This window comes from Azospirillum rugosum (genome assembly GCF_017876155.1).
In the GTDB taxonomy this organism is placed as follows: Bacteria; Pseudomonadota; Alphaproteobacteria; order Azospirillales; family Azospirillaceae; genus Azospirillum; species Azospirillum rugosum.
On record NZ_JAGINP010000008.1, the window covers coordinates 177,228 to 195,513 of the forward strand.

An 18,286-nucleotide genomic window follows, 5' to 3' on the forward strand; every position below is an offset into this window, starting at 1 on the left:
CCGTTGCCGTTATTGCGGGATGAGGTCGGTCACGACCAGCTTGGACATGTCCAAATCCTTCGTGATCAGGCCCAGCTGCTTGAAGGTGTCGGCGCCCTTCTGCATCAGCTCCGGTTCGAAGACGCCGAGGCCCTTGGCCTTCGTCGTGTCCGACTGGCTGGAGGCGTTGCGCAGCTTGATGATGGCGAGGTTGGTCGCCTCGTCGCGGCCGTTGATGGCGCGGGTGACGGCGATGCGGGCGGCCTCCTCCGGCTGGGCGATCATCCAGGCGGCGCTGTCGCGGTAGGCGGCGAGGAAGCGCTTCAGCACGTCCTTCTTCGTCCGGTAGGTGTCCTCCGTCACCACGAAGATATCGCTGGGCAGGTTCAGCGTGTCCTTCACCTCGATGACGTTGACGTCCTTCAGCCCCTTCTGGAGGCCGACGTAGAGGCCGGTGTCGGTCGCCGCGGTGGCGTCCACCTGACCCTGGATCACGGGGGCGAAGTTCAGCAGGCCGGCCACCTCGATGGTCACGTCCTTTTCCGACAGGCCGACCTGATGCAGCAGCACCTGGAGGTTCTGGTAGGTGCCGCTGGACAGGCTGTAGACGCCGATCTTCTTGCCCTTCAGGTCCGCCGGCTTGGTGATGTTGCGCTCCTTCGGCGACACCACGTTGAAGACGTTCTGCGGGTAGATGTTGTAGATGGCGACCAGCTTCTGCCCCTTGTCCAGCGCCAGGAAGAAGGAGGCCGGGTCGGTGAAGGCGACGTCGGCCTGCCCCGTCAGCATGTTCTGGATCGCCGCCCCGCCGCCGTTGCCCGGCACATAGTCCAACGCGATCCCCTTGGCCTTGAAAAAGCCCTTGTCCGGTTCGGCCAGCAGGTTGGTGATCTCGCTGATCGGCTGGCTCCAGCCGGCGACCGTCACTTTGTCCTGGGCCAGCGCTCTACCCGCCCCGGCCAAGCCGATCACGCCGGCCAAGGCGACCATGCCGAGGGAACGCAGCAGTCCGGAAAAGCGTGTCTTCATGGTCGTCGGCCTTTCAGCCCTGTCAGTTGGTCCAATGGCGGCGCAGCAGCCACCGCTCGATCGCGGCGGCGGCCTGGTAGAAGGCCATGCCCAGCGCCGTGATGACGATGAACAGGGCGAACATCAGGGTGGAATCCATCATGCCCTGTGCGGCGATGATGGAGGCGCCGAGGCCCGTGCGCCCGCCGATGAACTCCCCGACCACTGCGCCGACCAGCGCCAGCACGACGGATACGCGCACGCCGGCCAGGATCACCGGCAGCCCGGCGGGGATCTTCAGCCGCAGCAGGGTTTGCAGGCGCGTCGCCCGCAGCATGCGGAACAGCTCCCGCTTGTTGGGGTCGACCTGGCCGAGGCCGGTTATGGTGTTTTCCAGCAGCGGGAAGAAGCAGATCAGCGCCGTGATCACCACGGTGGAGGTCATGCCGAAGCCGAACCAGACGATGAAGAGCGGCCCCAGCGCCAGCTTCGGCACCACTTGGCTGGCGATGATGTAGGGGTAGAGCAGGCGGCGCAGCCCCTCCACCTCCGCCAGCAGCACGCCGGCCAGGAACCCCACCGCGCAGCCGATGGCGAGGCCGAGCGTCATTTCCGCGCTGGTCATGGCGATGTGCGGCAGAAGGAAACCGGTCGCGAGACCGTCCCACAGGGTTTGCAGGACGGCGGACGGCAGGGGCACGACCAGCGACGGGATGCCGGACAGGCGCCCGTACAGCTCCCACCCGCCAAGCAGCAGAACGAGAAGGAGCGCCGATCCGATGCGGGCGGTCATGACGCGGCGTCCAGGGGCACGGGCTGCACCGGAGCGCCGTCCATGGCCCGGCGAAGCTCCCGGCACAGGGCGGTGAAGCGCGGGCTGTAGCGGGCCTCGCGCCCGCGCGGCCGGGGCAGGTCGACGGCCAGGGTGTGGTGCAGGCGCCCGGCCTCCATCACCGCGACGCGGTCGGCGAGGTAGATGGCCTCCGCGATGTCGTGGGTGACGAACAGTACCGTGGTGCCGCGGAGCGCACAGAGGCGCAGCAGGTCGTCCTGCAACTCCTCCCGCGTGATGGCGTCGAGCGCCGCGAAGGGCTCGTCGAGCAGGAGCAGCGCGGGTTCGGTGATCAGCGCGCGGGCGATGGCGACGCGGCTCTGCTGCCCGCCGGACAGGGCACGCGGGTGGCGCCCTTCCAGGCCGGACAGGCCGACGAGATCCAGCAATTCCTCGGCCTTGCGCCGGTCCTCCGGCCGCGGGCGGCGCTTCAGCGACAGGGGCAGCAGGACGTTGTCGAGCGCCGTATGCCACTCCAGCAGGGTCGGCGTCTGGAAGACGAAGCCCACCTCCGGGCTCGGTTCCCGCACCGTGTTGCCCCGGATGCGGATGGCGCCCGCGGTCGGTTGCAGCAGGCCGGCGGCGAGCTTCAGAAGGGTCGTCTTCCCGCAGCCGCTGCGCCCGACGAGGCAATGGAACTCGCCCGCCGGGATGGTCCAGTCGATGCGGTCGACGATGGATTGGCCCGGCTGGACGTCGTAGCTGGCGCTGTCGATCGACACGAAGCTCATGGTGCCGGCCCCCTCAATCGACGTAGCGGGCGAAGGCGTCGGCCGCCTGCTCCGCCGACTGTTCGATCTCCGTCAGGGTGACGAGGTCGAGCAGGTTGAAGCGGCCGTCGTGGTGCCAGCCGGCCTCCGGCGCCGTCATGCGGCCGAGCGCGCAGATCCGCGTCACCCCGACCGCGCCCAGCAGCCCGGCCAGCCGGTGCAGCTCTTCCGGCGACGCGGCGACGCCGACGGTCTGGAGGAAGGCGCGGTGGGGGGCGAGGCCGGGGACGGCGTCCTCCAGCCGGTCCACGGCGACGACGGTAACGGTGCGGTTTAGGCCGCAGGGGGAGAGGCCTTCCGGCGCGTCGGCGTAGGCCACGCTCCAGGCGCCGGCGGGGTCGCCGAGCAGGGTGCGGGTGGGCTGGGCGAAGGACTTCATTTCCTCCACGTTGCGCCAGGACGCGACGCTGCCGGCCTCCGCCATGGACAGGGCGCGGCGGGGGAAGCGGGTCTCATAGGCCGCCAGTTCGCTGGCGAGGTAGCCGGCGAACTCCCGCGGCGACACCCGCCCGCCGCGCTCTACGAAGAACAGCTGCGGCGAGTAGCAGCCCTGCTGGTCGTAGCGGACCACGTCGTAGGCCGCCCGGTTCGCGACCATGGAAGCCTTCCCGGCGTCGAGCGCCGCGCGCGCCACCATCCCGAAGCTGATCTTGTGCCCGTAGGGCAGGAAGCGCGTGGTGATCGGCACGCGGCCGCGGATCGCCGCCAGCGCGTCGTTGCCGCCGTAGGCGACGACGGTGTCCGCCTGGGCGAGCCATATCAGCTCCTGCGCCTCGTCGCCGCCCTTCCACCAGACGATGGCAAGGCAATCGGCGAGGTCCGGGTCGACCTCCGCCAGGATTTGCGCGAACCAGCCGGCAAACAGGGGTTCGGCGGTGGGGACCTTGCCGACCGTGCCGGCCTTGACCAACAGGCCGGAGATCAGGCTCCACAACGGCAGGCCCGGCACATTGCCGGCCCAGACGTGCAGCAGCAGTTCCGGCCCGAAGGCCTTGGCGAAGCCACCCTTCGGCATGGGCTGGAAGTCGTCGAGGATGGAGGGGTTGGCGAAGTCCTCCACCAGGAATTTCTGCAACTCCGGCCGGCGGAAGGTCTTCAAATAGCCGGTGAGGCCCAGCCGGACCATCTCCGCGTCGTAGCCGGTGACGAGCGGCAGGAGCCGTTCGGCCTTCCGGCGCCAGGGATCGTCGCGGTCGAGCAGCCGCGCCACCGCGCGGTCGATGGTCGCGGCGATGTCGGCGACCATCCGGGTTTTCAGCGTGCGGCGGGCGGCGTCCCGGACGCGGGCGGCGAGTGCTGCGACCTGCGCGTCGGTCAGCACCGGGACCGCGACCTCCAGCGCCTCGTTGCCGCGGGCGAAGGTCAGGGTCCGCCAGTCGACCTGGTCGGCGGGCAACCCCGGCAGGTATCCGGCGACCTCCCGTTCCATCACGTCAGACCCGCGCGGCCTTCAGGAACTCCTCGACCGCCAGGGAGCAGCCCTTGGCGTCCGCGCCGTCGGCCCGGCCGAGCAGGCGGAAGCCGCCTTCCACCGCGATCCCCGCATCCTCCGTCAGGATGGCCGAGGCGCAGTTGAAATGCGCAAGGTCATGGTGCACCAGGACGCCGACAGTTCCCTTCGGCACCTCCTCCCCCGTCAGCGGGTTCACGACGCGGCTGCGGATCCAGTGCGGGCCCGACTTCACGGACGGGCAGGCCTCGTTGCCGTCGTCGTAGAACTGGCTGCTCAACTCCGTCATGCCGTACATGTTGATGCAGGAGCGGCGCGGCACGCCGAAGGTGGCGGAGAGCTGGTCGTAGAAGGCGTCGGCCTCCATCTCCCGCGACTGGCCCTTGAAACCGCCGGTGTCCAGGATGCGGCTGCCTTCGGGAAGGGCGAAGCGCCGCCCATCCAGCGCGTCCATCAGGTGGACGAAGCTGTAGCTGGCTCCCAGCAGGGAGTAGGGCTCCCCCGCCTGCTCCGCCCGCGCCAGGTCCTCGGTCACCGCGGCAATGTCGAGGCCGCCGTCCCCGAGGAAATTGCGGCTGCCCTCCGCCCCGAAGGTCCGCATGGCCAGCGCCAGATAGCGGGCCAGGGAGGAGTTGGGCATCGCCTCCTCCGTCGGGAACAGGATGCCCATGCGCAGCCGCTCCCGGTCTTGCATGAAGCGGCGGCGGAAGTTCAGGGTCATCGAGCGGTCCCAGACCGCCATGGTCGGGTGGTGGCTCTTGCCGCGCACGCCCTGGGTCGTGCCGCTGGTCATGAAGACCCGTTCGCACGCCTCCGGCGGCCGGCATGTCAGGGTCAGTTCCTTGAAGGCGCTGATCGGGACGGCGGGAACATCGCGCCAGCTCTTGACCGTGCGCGCCGTCCGGCCCCGCTGCACGGCGAAGCGGCGGTAGGGCTGGTTGTGTTCGAACTGGTGGGCGAAGACCGCCAGCGCCATGCGGTTGAACGCGTCCTCATCAGCGCCGTCCGCACCGATGAAGGCCAGCAACTCCTCGATGACGCGGGATTCGGAAGCACGACCGTCTGACACGTCCTGACACACCTTTCGCGACGGAACCCAAGGGTTCGGGTCACGGGTATCAGGACGGAAAAGGGGCATAGGTCGGCCCGATGTCCCACATCCCTACGCCGGCATGACCCGGATCAGGTTCGGTGGGTCACCGCGTTGCCCGGACGGGTCCGGGCCGGCGGAGTCTCAGCCTCCTAACGAGGCACCCCAGGGAACGGGGGCAGCCTAGGGGAGCGGCCGGCACGCTGTCAAGAATACCAGCATCAGGAATACCACGGCGGGCCGGCGGCCGAAGCCGTTCCCAATTCCCCCATCCCAATCCAATGTTAACCGGCCTTACGCCAAAATCCCGGCCGAATCAGGCCAGGAGCATCCGGTGAGTGAAGAAACGACCCGTCACGTCAGCGTTCGGTTGTCGATCGCCCGCTATGGCCGGGCCGGTTGGACGTGGACGATGCTGCTGACCAGCGAAGACGACGACACCTGCACGGCCGCGGCCGAGTTCCGCTCCGGCGAGGATGGGCGGGGCACCTGGATGCGGATGATCGGCGACCGGGATTGGACCATGATCACCGCGCCGGAGGACCGTTCCTACCCCACGGACGAGGAGGAGGCGCATCGGGAAATCGCGCAGGTCTGCGCCCACGCCGCCGCACAGTTCGTCGGGCAGGGGCAGCAAGATGGGTGGCCCCGTGCCACGGCGGACGCCTTCGATCTGGCGCGGGCGCCGACGGTGGGGTCCTGCTGAGGCCGCACCCGGCTGTTACGGACTGTTACAAAACAGCCCGACGGTGGACATAATTTGCAACGGCGTGCGTGGTAGCGTTCAAGCCGAACGCAGAAGACCTTTTCACCGCGGCGGAAGAACGCCGCCTTCCCGTCCGGGAACCATCGACACCGGTGCCAGCAGGAACGATGTCATGGAAGGCACCGCCGTGGCGCATGGCGCGGACACGCCACGCCTCGGCGGGCCTCGCCTCGACGGCATGCACGCCGCAATGAAGGACAGCATGGACTTGGATACGCCCGTCAAACTTCCGCCGGAGTCGAAATCGCCCGGAGCCGACCCGGACGCCCTGGCGCCCCCTTACGAGCGGCGGACGGAGGGGCGGCGCCGGTCGGCGCTGGGCCGTGTGATTGCCTGGCTGGTGGTGCTGGGCCTGATCGCGGGCGGCGGCTGGTGGTTCGCCACCCGCCCCACGACGGAACAGGCGGCGCGGTCCGGCCGCTTCGGCGGGGAACGGCCGCCCATGCCGGTCGTCACCGCGGTGGTGGAGAAGGGCGACCTGCCGATCCGGCTGAACGGGCTGGGCACCGTTTCCGCGCTCGCCACCGTGACGGTGCGCCCGCAGGTCAGCGGCCAGCTGACCCAGATCGCCTTCACCGAAGGGCAGATGGTCAAGAAGGGCGACTTCCTGGCGGAGGTGGACCCGCGCCCCTTCCAGCTGGCCGTCGATCAGGCGCAGGCGCAGCTGATGCGCGACCAGGCGCAGCTGAAGAACGCGCAACTCGACCTGGAGCGCTACCGCACGCTGGTGAAGCAGGACTCCATCGCCAAGCAGCAGCGCGACACGCAGGAGGCCCTGGTCCAGCAATATGAGGGCACCGTCAAATCCGACCAGGTCGCGGTCGACAACGCGAAGCTGAACCTGTCCTACAGCCGCATCACGGCGCCGGTCTCGGGCCGCGTCGGCCTGCGGCTGGTCGACACCGGCAACTACGTCACCGCCGGGCAGACCACGGGCATCGTGGTCATCACGCAGATCCAGCCCATCTCCGTCCTGTTCACCCTGCCGGAGGACAACATTCCCGCGATCATGGCGCGGCTGCGCGGCGGGGCCACGCTGCCGGTCACGGCCTTCGACCGGACGCGGGCCAAGACGCTGGCCACCGGCACGCTGGAGACGGTGGACAACCAGATCGACGTCACCACGGGCACGGTGAAGCTGCGCGCGCGCTTCGACAACGCGGACCAGACGCTGTTCCCGAACCAGTTCGTCAACGTGCAGCTTCTGGTCGACACGCTGTCCGGCGTGCCGCTCGTCCCCGTCGCCGCCGTCCAGCGCGGCGCGCCGGGCACCTTCGTCTATGTCGCCAACCGGCAGGACAGCACGGTGGCGGTGCGCCCGATCACGCTGGGCCCCAGCGACGGCACCAGGACGGTGGTCGAGAAGGGGCTGAAGCCCGGCGACCTCGTGGTGACCGAGGGGGCGGACAAGCTGCGCGAAGGCGCCAAGGTCCTGCTGCCGCCGGAAGGCGGCGCACCCGCGGCGGGCGGGCCGCCGCCCGGCGAGGGCGAGCGCGGCCAGCACCGCCGTCCGCGGAACGCGTCGTAAGACGCGAGTGCCCCCATGAACATCTCGCACCCCTTCGTCGTCCGCCCGGTCGCCACGTCGCTGCTGATGCTGGCGATCCTGCTGGTGGGGGCGGTCGCCTACCGCTTCCTGCCCTTGTCGGCGCTGCCGGCGGTCGAATACCCGACGATCCAGGTCCAGACCTTCTACCCCGGCGCCAGCCCGGAGGTGATGACGTCCTCCATCACCGCCCCCCTGGAGCGGCAGCTGGGCCAGATGCCCGGCCTGACGCAGATGTCCTCGGTCAGCTCGGCCGGGGCGTCGGTCCTCACGCTCCAGTTCGGGCTGGATCTCGGCATCGACATCGCGGAGCAGGAGGTGCAGGCGGCCATCAACGCGGCCGGCAACCTGCTGCCGTCGGACCTGCCCGCCCCGCCCATCTACGCCAAGGTCAACCCGGCCGACGCGCCGATCCTGACGCTGGCGCTGACCTCCAAGACGCTGCCGCTGACCCAGGTGCAGGACTTCGCCGACAGCCGCTTCGCGCAGAAGCTGTCGCAGCTGCCGGGCGTCGGGCTGGTCAGCCTCAGCGGCGGGCAGCGCCCTGCGGTGCGCATCCGCGCCAACCCCAGGGCGCTCGCCGCCTATGGCCTGAACATCGACGACCTGCGCAGCACCATCAACACGGCCAACGTCAACACGCCCAAGGGCAACATCGACGGGCCGACGCGGGCCTACACCATCAACGCCAACGACCAGCTGCGCAAGGCCAGCGAGTACAACGACATCGTCATCGCCTACCGCAACGGCGCGCCGGTCAAGCTGTCCGACGTGGCCGACGTGGTGGACAGCGCGGAGAACACCAAGCTCGGCGCCTGGATGAACACGGTCCCGGCGATCATCCTGAACATCCAGCGCCAGCCCGGCGCCAACGTGATCGAGGTGGTGGACCGTGTGAAGGCGCTGCTGCCGCAGCTGACCGCCGCCCTCCCCTCCTCCGTCGACGTGGCGGTGCTGACCGACCGGACCACGACCATCCGCGCCTCCGTCGCCGACGTGCAGATGGAGCTGGCGCTGGCCGTGGCGCTGGTCGTGCTGGTGATCTTCCTGTTCCTGCGCAACATCCCCGCCACGATCATCCCCAGCCTGTCGGTGCCGCTGTCGCTGGTCGGAACCTTCGGCGTGATGTATCTGGCGGGCTTCAGCCTGAACAACCTGTCCCTGATGGCGCTGACCATCGCGACCGGCTTCGTCGTGGACGACGCCATCGTGATGATCGAGAACATCTCCCGCTACGTGGAAAAGGGGGAGAGCCCGCTGCGCGCCGCGCTGATCGGGTCGAAGCAGATCGGCTTCACCATCGTGTCGCTGACCATCTCGCTGGTCGCGGTGCTGATCCCGCTGCTGTTCATGGGCGACGTGGTCGGCCGGCTGTTCCGCGAGTTCGCCATCACGCTGACGGTCACCATCCTGATCTCCGCCGTGGTGTCGCTGACGCTGGTGCCGATGCTGTGCGCCAAGCTGCTGCGCCACCACGAGCCGCGGGAGCGCTCCGCCATCGGCCGCAAGACGGAAGCGTGGTTCGACGGGCTGATCGCCGGCTATGGCCGCACGCTGCGCTGGGTTCTGGACCGACAGGGGGCGACGCTGGCGGTGGCGGTCCTGACGCTGGGGCTGACCGCGGCGCTCTACGTCGTCATCCCCAAGGGCTTCTTCCCGATCCAGGACACCGGCCTGATTCAGGGCGTGTCGGAGGCGACGCAGTCCGTCTCCTACGCCGCCATGGCGGAGCGGCAGAACGCGCTGGCGGCGGAGGTGCTGAAGGACCCGGACGTGCAGAGCCTGTCGTCCTTCATCGGGGTGGACGGGTCCAACACCACCCTGAACACCGGCCGCTTCCTGATCAACCTGAAGCCGAAGGACGAGCGCACCACCCACGTCAGCGACATCATCCGGCGGCTTCAGCGCAACACCGCCCACGTCCCTGGCATCTCGCTGTTCATGCAGCCGGTGCAGGACCTGACCATCGACGCGTCGGTCAGCCGCACCCAGTACCAGTTCGTGCTGGAGGACGCGAACCCGGACGAGTTCAAGGTCTGGGTGCCGAAGCTGCTCGACCGCCTCCATCAGGTGCCGGAGATCGAGGACGTCGCCAGCAACATGCAGGACAAGGGGCTGGCCGCCGCCATCACCATCGACCGCGACACCGCCGCGCGCTACGGCATCACCACGGCGGCGGTGGACAACGCGCTGTACGACGCCTTCGGCCAGCGCATCGTCTCCACCATCTTCACCCAGGCGAACCAGTTCCGCGTGATCCTGGAGGTCGACCCGGCCCAGATGTCGCTGGCCGACCTGCTGACCTCCATCCACCTGCCCTCGTCGGGCGGCGGGCAGGTGCCGCTGGCCGCCTTCGCGCGGCTGGAGGAGCGCAGCGCGCCGTTGCAGGTCAACCACATCGGCCAGTTCCCGGCGGTCACCATCTCCTTCAACCTGGCCCATGGCGCCTCGCTGGGTGCCGCGGTGGAGGCGATCAAGCAGGCGGAGCAGGAGGTCGGGCTGCCGGCCAGCATGATGACCCATTTCCAGGGTGCCGCGCTGGCCTTCCAGGCCTCGCTCGGCAACCAGCTGATGCTGATCCTGGCGGCCATCGTCACGATGTACATCGTGCTGGGCGTCCTCTACGAGAGCTACATCCACCCCATCACGATCCTGTCCACCCTGCCCTCGGCCGGCGTGGGCGCGCTGATCGCGCTGATGCTGGCGGGCAAGGATCTCAGCATCATCGCCATCATCGCCATCATCCTTCTGATCGGCATCGTGAAGAAGAACGCGATCATGATGATCGACTTCGCGCTGGACGCCGAACGGCAGGAGGGCAAGTCCCCGCGCGAGGCGATCTTCCAGGCCTGCCTGCTGCGCTTCCGCCCGATCCTGATGACGACCATGGCGGCCCTGTTGGGCGCCCTGCCGCTGATGCTGAGCAGCGGGACGGGGGCGGAGCTGCGCCAGCCGCTGGGCGTCTCCATCGTCGGCGGGCTGGTGCTGAGCCAGCTGCTCACCCTCTACACCACGCCGGTGATCTACCTGGCCTTCGACCGGCTGGCGGCGCGGTTTCGCAGCCAGTCTGACAAGCTGGGCGAGGAAGGGACGGCGTCATGAACCTGTCGGCGCCCTTCATCCGCCGGCCGGTCGCCACCACCCTGCTGACGCTGGGGCTGGCGCTCGCCGGGGCCATGGCCTTCCTCGGCCTGCCGGTGTCGCCGCTGCCGCAGGTGGATTTCCCGACCATCTCCGTCACGGCCAGCATGCCCGGCGCCAGCCCGGAGACGATGGCGGCCAGCGTCGCCACGCCGCTGGAGCGCCACCTGGGCCAAATCGCCGACGTGTCGGAGATGACCTCCTCCAGCTCCGTCGGGTCGACGCGCATCACGCTGCAGTTCGGGCTGAACCGCGACATTGACGGGGCGGCGCGCGACGTGCAGGCAGCGATCAACGCGGCCCGCGCCGACCTGCCCACGAACCTGAAGAGCAACCCGACCTACCGCAAGGTCAACCCGGCCGACGCGCCGGTGCTGATCCTGGCCCTGACCTCCCAGACGTTGAGCCAGGGGCAGCTGTACGACAGCGCGGCGACGGTCCTCCAGCAGAAGCTGTCGCAGATCGATGGCGTCGGGCAGGTCAGCATCGGCGGCAGCTCCCTGCCCGCCGTGCGGGTGGAGCTGAACCCGCAGGCGCTGTTCCAGTACCGCATCGGGCTGGAGGACGTGCGCGCGGCCATCGCGTCGGCCAACGCCAACGCGCCCAAGGGGGCGATCGAGGACGGCGACCGCCGCTTCCAGATCTACACCAACGACCAGGCGCGCAAGGCGTCGGAATACCGCAACCTCGTCATCGCCTACCGCAACAACGCCGCCGTGCGCCTGTCCGACGTGGCGGAGGTGACCGACAGCGTCGAGGATTTGCGCAACCAAGGGTTGTCGAACGGCAAGCCGTCGGTGCTGGTCATCCTGAACCGGGCGCCGGGGGCCAACATCATCGAGACGGTGGACCGCGTGAAGGCCCTGCTGCCGACGCTGCGGGCCTCCATCCCCGCGGACATCGACCTGACCGTCGCCAACGACCGCACCACAACCATCCGCGCGTCCCTGGCGGATGTGGAGCACACGCTGCTGGTCGCCATCGCGCTGGTGATCATGGTGGTGTTCCTGTTCCTGCGCAACGCACGGGCCAGCCTGATCCCGACCGTCGTGGTGCCGGTGTCGCTGGTCGGCACCTTCGGGGCGATGTACCTGCTGGGCTACAGCCTGAACAACCTGTCGCTGATGGCGCTGACCATCGCGACCGGCTTCGTCGTGGACGACGCCATCGTGGTGCTGGAGAACATCGCCCGCCACGTCGAGAACGGCATGTCCCGCACGCAAGCGGCGCTGCGCGGGGCGAAGGAGGTGGGCTTCACCGTCCTGTCCATGAGCGTGTCGCTGATCGCCGTCTTCATCCCCATCCTGCTGATGGGCGGCATCGTCGGCCGGCTGTTCCGCGAATTCGCCATGACGCTGTCGGTCGCCATCCTCGTGTCGATGGTGATCTCGCTGACCACCACGCCGATGATGTGCGCAGCATTGTTGCGGGAGCCGCGCCGGGCCGAACGGCCGCCGGGACGGGTGTCGCGCATGGTGAAAGGGCTGGGCGCCTGGGTGCTGCGCCTCTACGACCGCAGCCTGACCGCGGCATTGGACAACAGCCTGCTGACCATGGTCGTGTTCCTGGCGACCGTGGCGCTCAGCGTCCATCTGTTCGTCACCATCCCGAAGGGCTTCTTCCCGCAGCAGGACACCGGCCGCCTGATCGGCTTCATCGACGCCGACCAGAGCACGTCGTTCCAGCTGATGCGGCAGAAGCTGACGCAGTTCGTGGAGCTGGTGAAGTCGGACCCGGCGGTGGACACGGTGGTGGGCTACACCGGCGGCGGACGGACGAACTCCGGCTTCATGTCCGTCTCGCTGAAGCCGCTGGCGGAGCGCGACGTCTCGGCCGACCAAGTGATCGGGCGGCTGCGCGGCAAGCTGTCCCGGGTGGCGGGGGCCAACCTCTACCTCCAGGCGGTGCAGGACATCCGCGTCGGCGGGCGGCAGAGCAACGCGCAGTACCAGTTCACCCTGCAGGGCGACACGCTGGACGAACTCCAGACCTGGGCGCCGAAGCTGGCGCAGGCGCTGCAGCAGGTGCCGGAGTTGACGGAGGTGAACTCCGACCAGCAGCAGAAGGGGCTGGCGATCGGCGTCACCATCGACCGCGACGCCGCCCGCCGCCTGGGCCTGACGCCCAGCCAGATCAACAACACGCTGTACGACGCCTTCGGCCAGCGGCAGGTCTCCACCATCTACAACCCGCTGAACCAGTACCGCGTGGTCATGGAGGTGGCGCCGCAGTACCGCGAGAACCCGGAGATGCTGAAGGACATCTTCATCAGCACGTCGGGCGGGTCGGTCAGCGGCACGCAGGCGACCAGCGCCATCGCCGGGGCCGCGAACGCCGACACCACCGGCGTGACCAACCAGCGCACCAACCAGATCGCCAACACCGGGCGCGGCAGCGCCTCCACCGGGGCGGCGGTCAGCACGCAAGCGTCGACCGTCATTCCCCTGTCGGCCTTCGCCAGCGTCGGGATGGAGAACACGCCGCTGTCGGTCAACCACCAGGGGCCGTTCGTCGCCACGACGATCTCCTTCAACCTGGCCCCCGGCGTGGCCCTGGCCGACGCGGTGGCGGCGATCCGCCACACCATGGACAGCATCGGCATGCCGACGAGCATCCAGGGCAGCTTCCAGGGCACGGCCCGCGTGTTCCAGCAGTCGGCGTCCGACCAGCCGATCCTGATCATCACGGCGCTGCTGGCGGTCTACATCGTGCTGGGCGTCCTCTACGAGAGCTACGTCCACCCGCTGACCATCCTGTCGACCCTGCCGTCGGCCGGCGTCGGCGCGCTTCTGGCGCTGATGGCGCTGAACATGGAACTCAGCATCATCGCGCTGATCGGCGTCATCCTGCTGATCGGCATCGTGAAGAAGAACGCCATCATGATGATCGACGTGGCGCTGGAGGCGGAGCGGAGCGAGGGGCTGGACCCGCGCACGGCGATCCACCGCGCCTGCCTGCTGCGCTTCCGCCCGATCATGATGACGACGCTGGCCGCCCTGCTCGGCGCCCTGCCGCTCGCCATCGGCATGGGCGAGGGGGCGGAGCTGCGCCGGCCGCTGGGCATCGCCATCGTCGGCGGGCTGGTGGTCAGCCAGATGCTGACCCTCTACACGACACCGGTCACCTACCTGTATCTTGACCGCTTCCGGCTGTGGTGCCGGCGCCTGTGGAACCGTCCACGGCGCGGCGTCGCGCATACCCCGGCCGAATGAGGGCCCGGCCGAATGAGAGCTGGCACCGGATCCACCGACGGACGAACCATGACGACCAAGAAACGCGGGCGATCCCTTCCTACCGCGGGAACCACGCTTGTCTCCCTGTCCTTGCTGGCCGCCTGCACGGTCGGCCCGGACTATGAACGGCCGTCCGCCCCGGTGCCGACGATCTTCAAGGAGGCCGGTCAGCCCAGCGGACAAGATGCCAAGGTGATCCAGGCCGCCCTCACCGCCGCGCCGCGCGCGGACGGATGGCGGCCGGCCAACCCGCAGCAGGCGGGGCTGGACCCCTGGTGGTCCGTTTTCAACGACCCGGTCCTGGACGGGCTGATGCGGCAGGTGGAGGTGTCGAACCAGACGCTGAAGGCGTCGGAGGCCGCCTACCGCCAAGCGCAGGCCCTTGTGGAGGAGTCGCGCGCCTCCTTCTTCCCGACCCTGTCGATCAGCGGCGCCGGCCAGCGGTCGGGGCCCGTGGGCTCCGGCCGGACCTCCTCCACCCGCACGTCGTCGAGCAGTGGGGCGCGGACCATCTACGACGCATCGCTGGACGCGAGCTGGGCGCCCGACGTGTGGGGGCGCATCCGCCGCACGGTGGAAAGCGACGAGGCCGCCGTGCAGGCCAGCGCGGCCGACCTTGCGGCGGCCCGGCTGTCGGCGCAGGCGCAGCTGGCGTCGGCCTACGTGCAGCTCCGCATCGCGGACGAGCGCAAGAAGCTGCTGGAGGCGTCCATCGCCGCCTTCCGCCGGTCGCTGGAGATCGCCCAGAACCGCCACGCCGCCGGCACGGCGACGCTGGCCGATGTTTTCACCGCGGAAACGCAGGTCCGCAGCACCGAATCCCAGCTGATCGCGCTCGGCGTGCAGCGCGCCCAGTTGGAGCACGCCATCGCCGTGCTGATCGGCAAGCCGCCGGCCGACGTCTCCCTGGCGCCGGAGCCGCTGAGGGCGGCCATCCCGGCGATCCCGCCCGGCATCCCTTCCGCCCTGCTGGAGCGGCGCCCGGACATCGCGGCGGCGGAGCGGCAGATGGCCCAGACCAACGCCCTGATCGGCGTGGCGGAGTCCGCCTATTACCCGGACATCCTGATCAACGGCTCCATCAGCAACACCGCCGCGATCATTCCCAAGCTGTTCCAGGCGCCCACCGCGCTCTGGGCCTTCGGTGCGCAGATCGCGGAGACGCTGTTCGACGGCGGCGCCCGCGACGCGGTGGTGAATTTCCGCCGCGCGTCCTTCGACCAGAGCGTCGCGCTCTACCGGCAGACCGTGCTGACCGCCTTCCAGGAGGTGGAGGACCAGCTGGCCGCCCAGCGCATCCTGGCGCAGCAGGCCGCGGTGCAGGCCGACGCCGTGCGGCTGGCGCGCGAGGCGGAACGGCTGACGCTGAATCAGTACCGGGCCGGCACCCTGCCTTATTCCAGCGTGCTGACCGCCCAAACGGCCACGCTGTCCGACGAGGAAAACGCGCTGGCCGTCCAGCAGAGCCGGCTGCTCGCCGCGGTGTCGCTGCTCCAGGCGCTCGGCGGGCGGATGTAGATTCCCGGGAGCCTACGCATGGCCCTGACGTAAGGGGGCGGAAACCACTATCCCCATCGTCATCCCAGCGAAGGCTGGGATCCAGAACGCTCCGCATCGACGTGGTGGAAGAGCCCTGGATCCCAGCCTTCGCTGGGATGACGGAAGAGGGAAATCGGGGTTGCCCGGTTCTGTTCCAGCAACTTCGCGGGCGTCCGTTGACAAAGTTCCGGCAACTTGCGCAGAATCCCCTAAACCAATCGAAGGGGATATCGATGCCGCATGGTGGGGACGACATGCGCCAGCTGCGCGAACGCCGCGGGGAGAACCAGACGCAGTTCGCGGACTGGCTGAACGACCAGCTGGGCCGCAGCTACACGAAGGCGAAGATCAGCCGGTGGGAGAGCGGGGCGGAGCGGATCCCGCAGCAGCTGGCGGACTTCCTGGCCGGCCAGACGCCCGACGACCGCCCCCGGTCGGCCACCTTCCTGGCCGTCGCCAACCAGAAGGGCGGTGTCGGCAAGACGGCGACCGCGGTGAACCTCGCCTACGCCCTGACCGAGGGCGGGGCGCGCGTCCTGCTGATCGACTGCGACTCGCAGAGCAACGCAACGGTCCATGTCGGCGTCGGCAACGCGTCCATCGTGGAGCTGGAGCGCTGTCGCAAGACGCTCTACTTCGTGCTGCGCTCGGACGATCCCCTGTCTTCGGTCATCCTGCCGACCGGCGAGCGGGGGCTCGACCTCGCCCCGGCCGGCCTGTCGCTGGCCGACGCCGACGTCGAGCTGGCGGCCGACTCCACCGGCGGCCTCGTGCTGCGCGAGAAGCTGGACGAGGTCCGCTCCTCCTACGATTTCGTGGTCATGGACTGCGCGCCGAACCTCGGGCTGGTGACGGCCAACGCGCTGTCGGCGGCTGAGCTGGTCATCGTGCCGGTGCAGACGGAGGCGCTGGCCTTGCTGGGCGTGAAGCGGCTGGTGGACACCATCACGCGAATCCGCCGGCGCGTGAACCCCGGGCTGAGGATCGCCGGCATCATCCCCACCATGTACAACGAACGCCTGACCCAGGACCGCGCCACGCTGCAGGAGCTGCGCGAGTCCTACGCCGAGCAGGTCCCGGTGTTCCCCCCGATCCCCCGCGCCACGGTGTACGGCAAGGCCGCGGCGGCCGGCATGATCACGCTCGCCGGCGACCCCAACGCGCCGGGTGCGGAGACCTTCCGCGAGGTGGCGCGGCAAATCCGGGCCTACGCCGCGAAGCGGGAGACCGCCCATGTCGCGTAAGTTCGAGCGCAAGACGAAGGAACTGCTGGGCGGCACCCCCACTCTGACCGTCGGCACGGACAAGCTGTTCGGCACCTCGGCCGGGTTCCCGCATGTGGTGGAGCTGGACCTGGATCAGGTCCACCGCAACCCCGACCAGCCGCGCCGGCATTTCGATGAGGCGGAGCTTAACAGCCTGGCGGCCTCCATCGAGCGGCATGGGCTGCAGAACCCGATCCTGGTCCGCCCGCTTCCCCAGGGCGATTACCTGCTGATCGGCGGCGAGCGCCGCATCCGCGCCCATCAGATCCTGGGCCGGAAGACGATCTTCGCCATTCTCACCTCCGGCGATCCGGACGAGATCGGGCTGATCGACAACGTCCAGCGCGTGGACCTGAACGCGGTGGAATACGCGACCGCCCTCGCCCGCCTGGCCGAGAAGCACGGCTACACCCACGACGAGCTGGCCGCGGTCGTCGGCAAGGACCGCACCGACATCACCAAGCTGCTGGCCATCCTGTCGCTGCCCGCACCGATGCTGGAGGAATACGCGTCCTCCTTCACCCATGTGTCGCGGTCGGTGCTGATCGAGATCGCCGCGGCGGCGGACGAGCTTCAGCCCGCGCTGTGGGAGCAGGCCAAGGAGGGGGCGTCCGTCAAGGCCGTGCGGCAGGCCAAGCGCGACCACGCGCAGGGGCAGAGCGCCCGCGAGGCCGGCCCGCACGACCCGGAGCGGACGCTCCAGGCCAGCGTGAAGCGCATCATGCGCGATGTCGCCGTGGTGCGGGAGCAGCGGCACCTGCTGGACCGGGCGCATCGGGAACGCCTGCTCCAGCTGCGCGCGGAAATCGACGCCATTCTGGACGACGCGTAGCAGCCGTCTTGAGGTGTCGTGATGTGGGACGTCCCACATTGATGGAGTGAGAGTGGCGCGTGTGGGACGTCCCACATGCGCCAACACTGATCGGTTCAGGGGACGAGGTGGGGAGAGACCGCGGCGTGGAAGGTCTCGACCACCGATGGGTCGTTGAATTGCGGAAGGCCGGGCAGGCCGCAGTTCACCAGTCCCTCGTTGGCCTGCACGACGTTCGCGGCCTCCAAGAAGGCTTGGCAGGCCTGCGCCCGGATGTCCTCCCGACGCGCCAGCACGAACAGGCCAGTGCCGTCGTCGCCGCGGGTCTTGAACATCATCTCGCACCCGACGAAGGGGAAGACGCGGTGCATGTCCTCCGTGCTGTAGGAGCCGATGTGCGCCTCCCACGGGTTCCCCTCATACTCGCCCTGCGGCCATTCGCCGATGGGGATGGCGATGTAGACCGCGTCGCAGACCAGCAGGATCTTCATCACCAACTGCTGCGCCTCGTCGCGGGTCATGTGCTCGATCACGTCGCCCAGCAGCGCAATGCCCCCGCGGGGCAGCGCGCCGTAGTCGAAGCGGCGGGCGTCGGCCACATGGACCTCGTCATAGACCGCCTCCAGCCCGTATTCCTTGACGTAGGGGGCCCACACCTCCACCGCGGTGAAGCGGGCCTTCGGCAGGATCGGGCGGAGGAGCCGCGCGTAGGTGCCCACCCCCGGCCCGATGTCGAGCACGTGCGACACCGCGTGGCGGGCGTTGAAGCGGTTGATCGCCAGCGCGGTGACGGACTTTCCGAGGATGGTGCTGATGGGCATCGGCTGTGTCTCCAGAGGGGTCCGGGATGATGGCC

13 protein-coding genes and 1 riboswitch are annotated in these 18,286 nt (G+C 69.1%); of the genes, 7 read left to right on the plus strand and 6 right to left on the minus strand.

The annotated features are described in order from the left end of the window. Nucleotides 1-9: 9 nt before the first annotated feature. Genes J2851_RS13170 through J2851_RS13190 form a run of 5 tightly spaced genes read right to left on the minus strand, consistent with a single transcriptional unit; the run spans nucleotide 10 to nucleotide 5,108 of the window. A complete protein-coding gene (locus tag J2851_RS13170; RefSeq protein ID WP_209766729.1) occupies nucleotides 10-1,008 on the minus strand; it encodes an ABC transporter substrate-binding protein in 999 nt (332 codons plus the stop codon). Nucleotides 1,009-1,030: 22 nt separating this feature from the next. Further along, nucleotides 1,031-1,780 carry an ABC transporter permease gene (locus tag J2851_RS13175; protein WP_209766730.1) on the minus strand — a complete coding sequence of 250 codons (750 nt, stop codon included), beginning with the start codon at nucleotides 1,778-1,780 and terminating at the stop codon, nucleotides 1,031-1,033. Then, nucleotides 1,777-2,550 (minus strand): ABC transporter ATP-binding protein, encoded by a 774-nt coding sequence (locus tag J2851_RS13180; protein ID WP_209766731.1) that lies wholly within the window; start codon nucleotides 2,548-2,550, stop codon nucleotides 1,777-1,779. The genes J2851_RS13175 and J2851_RS13180 overlap by 4 nt, the downstream gene beginning before the upstream one ends. A 13-nt stretch (nucleotides 2,551-2,563) precedes the next feature. Next, the gene (locus tag J2851_RS13185) at nucleotides 2,564-4,018 is read right to left on the minus strand and encodes an acyl-CoA reductase (RefSeq protein ID WP_209766732.1); all 1,455 of its coding nucleotides are present in this window, start codon (nucleotides 4,016-4,018) and stop codon (nucleotides 2,564-2,566) included. Nucleotides 4,019-4,022: 4 nt separating this feature from the next. After that, nucleotides 4,023-5,108: a LuxE/PaaK family acyltransferase gene (locus J2851_RS13190; RefSeq protein WP_307420480.1), complete on the minus strand. Its 1,086-nt coding sequence runs from the start codon at nucleotides 5,106-5,108 to the stop codon at nucleotides 4,023-4,025. A 72-nt stretch (nucleotides 5,109-5,180) separates the two neighbouring features. Continuing rightward, a riboswitch (TPP riboswitch) is annotated at nucleotides 5,181-5,307 on the minus strand. A 156-nt stretch (nucleotides 5,308-5,463) separates the two neighbouring features. On the opposite strand from J2851_RS13190, the gene J2851_RS13195 reads away from it, so the two are divergent. The 7 genes from J2851_RS13195 (at nucleotide 5,464) to J2851_RS13225 (ending at nucleotide 17,451) form a co-directional block, all read left to right on the plus strand. After that, nucleotides 5,464-5,835 (plus strand): hypothetical protein, encoded by a 372-nt coding sequence (locus J2851_RS13195; RefSeq protein ID WP_209766734.1) that lies wholly within the window; start codon nucleotides 5,464-5,466, stop codon nucleotides 5,833-5,835. A 172-nt stretch (nucleotides 5,836-6,007) separates the two neighbouring features. Beyond that, entirely contained in the window at nucleotides 6,008-7,423 is a 1,416-nt protein-coding gene (locus J2851_RS13200) for an MdtA/MuxA family multidrug efflux RND transporter periplasmic adaptor subunit (RefSeq protein WP_246500626.1), read from the plus strand. A 15-nt stretch (nucleotides 7,424-7,438) separates the two neighbouring features. After that, a complete protein-coding gene (locus tag J2851_RS13205) occupies nucleotides 7,439-10,543 on the plus strand; it encodes an MdtB/MuxB family multidrug efflux RND transporter permease subunit (RefSeq protein WP_209766735.1) in 3,105 nt (1,034 codons plus the stop codon). Then, nucleotides 10,540-13,794 carry an efflux RND transporter permease subunit gene (locus tag J2851_RS13210; protein ID WP_209766736.1) on the plus strand — a complete coding sequence of 1,085 codons (3,255 nt, stop codon included), beginning with the start codon at nucleotides 10,540-10,542 and terminating at the stop codon, nucleotides 13,792-13,794. Before J2851_RS13205 ends, J2851_RS13210 begins: the two co-directional genes overlap by 4 nt. A 48-nt stretch (nucleotides 13,795-13,842) precedes the next feature. Next, nucleotides 13,843-15,333 (plus strand): efflux transporter outer membrane subunit, encoded by a 1,491-nt coding sequence (locus J2851_RS13215; protein WP_209766737.1) that lies wholly within the window; start codon nucleotides 13,843-13,845, stop codon nucleotides 15,331-15,333. A gap of 254 nt (nucleotides 15,334-15,587) precedes the next feature. Beyond that, nucleotides 15,588-16,598: an AAA family ATPase gene (locus tag J2851_RS13220; RefSeq protein ID WP_209766738.1), complete on the plus strand. Its 1,011-nt coding sequence runs from the start codon at nucleotides 15,588-15,590 to the stop codon at nucleotides 16,596-16,598. Continuing rightward, nucleotides 16,588-17,451, plus strand: a complete 864-nt coding sequence (locus J2851_RS13225; RefSeq protein WP_209766739.1) for a ParB/RepB/Spo0J family partition protein — start codon at nucleotides 16,588-16,590, stop codon at nucleotides 17,449-17,451. The genes J2851_RS13220 and J2851_RS13225 overlap by 11 nt, the downstream gene beginning before the upstream one ends. A 95-nt stretch (nucleotides 17,452-17,546) precedes the next feature. On the opposite strand, the gene J2851_RS13230 is transcribed toward J2851_RS13225, so the two are convergent. Then, a complete protein-coding gene (locus tag J2851_RS13230) occupies nucleotides 17,547-18,251 on the minus strand; it encodes a class I SAM-dependent methyltransferase (RefSeq protein WP_209766740.1) in 705 nt (234 codons plus the stop codon). Between the last annotated feature and the right edge of the window lie 35 nt (nucleotides 18,252-18,286).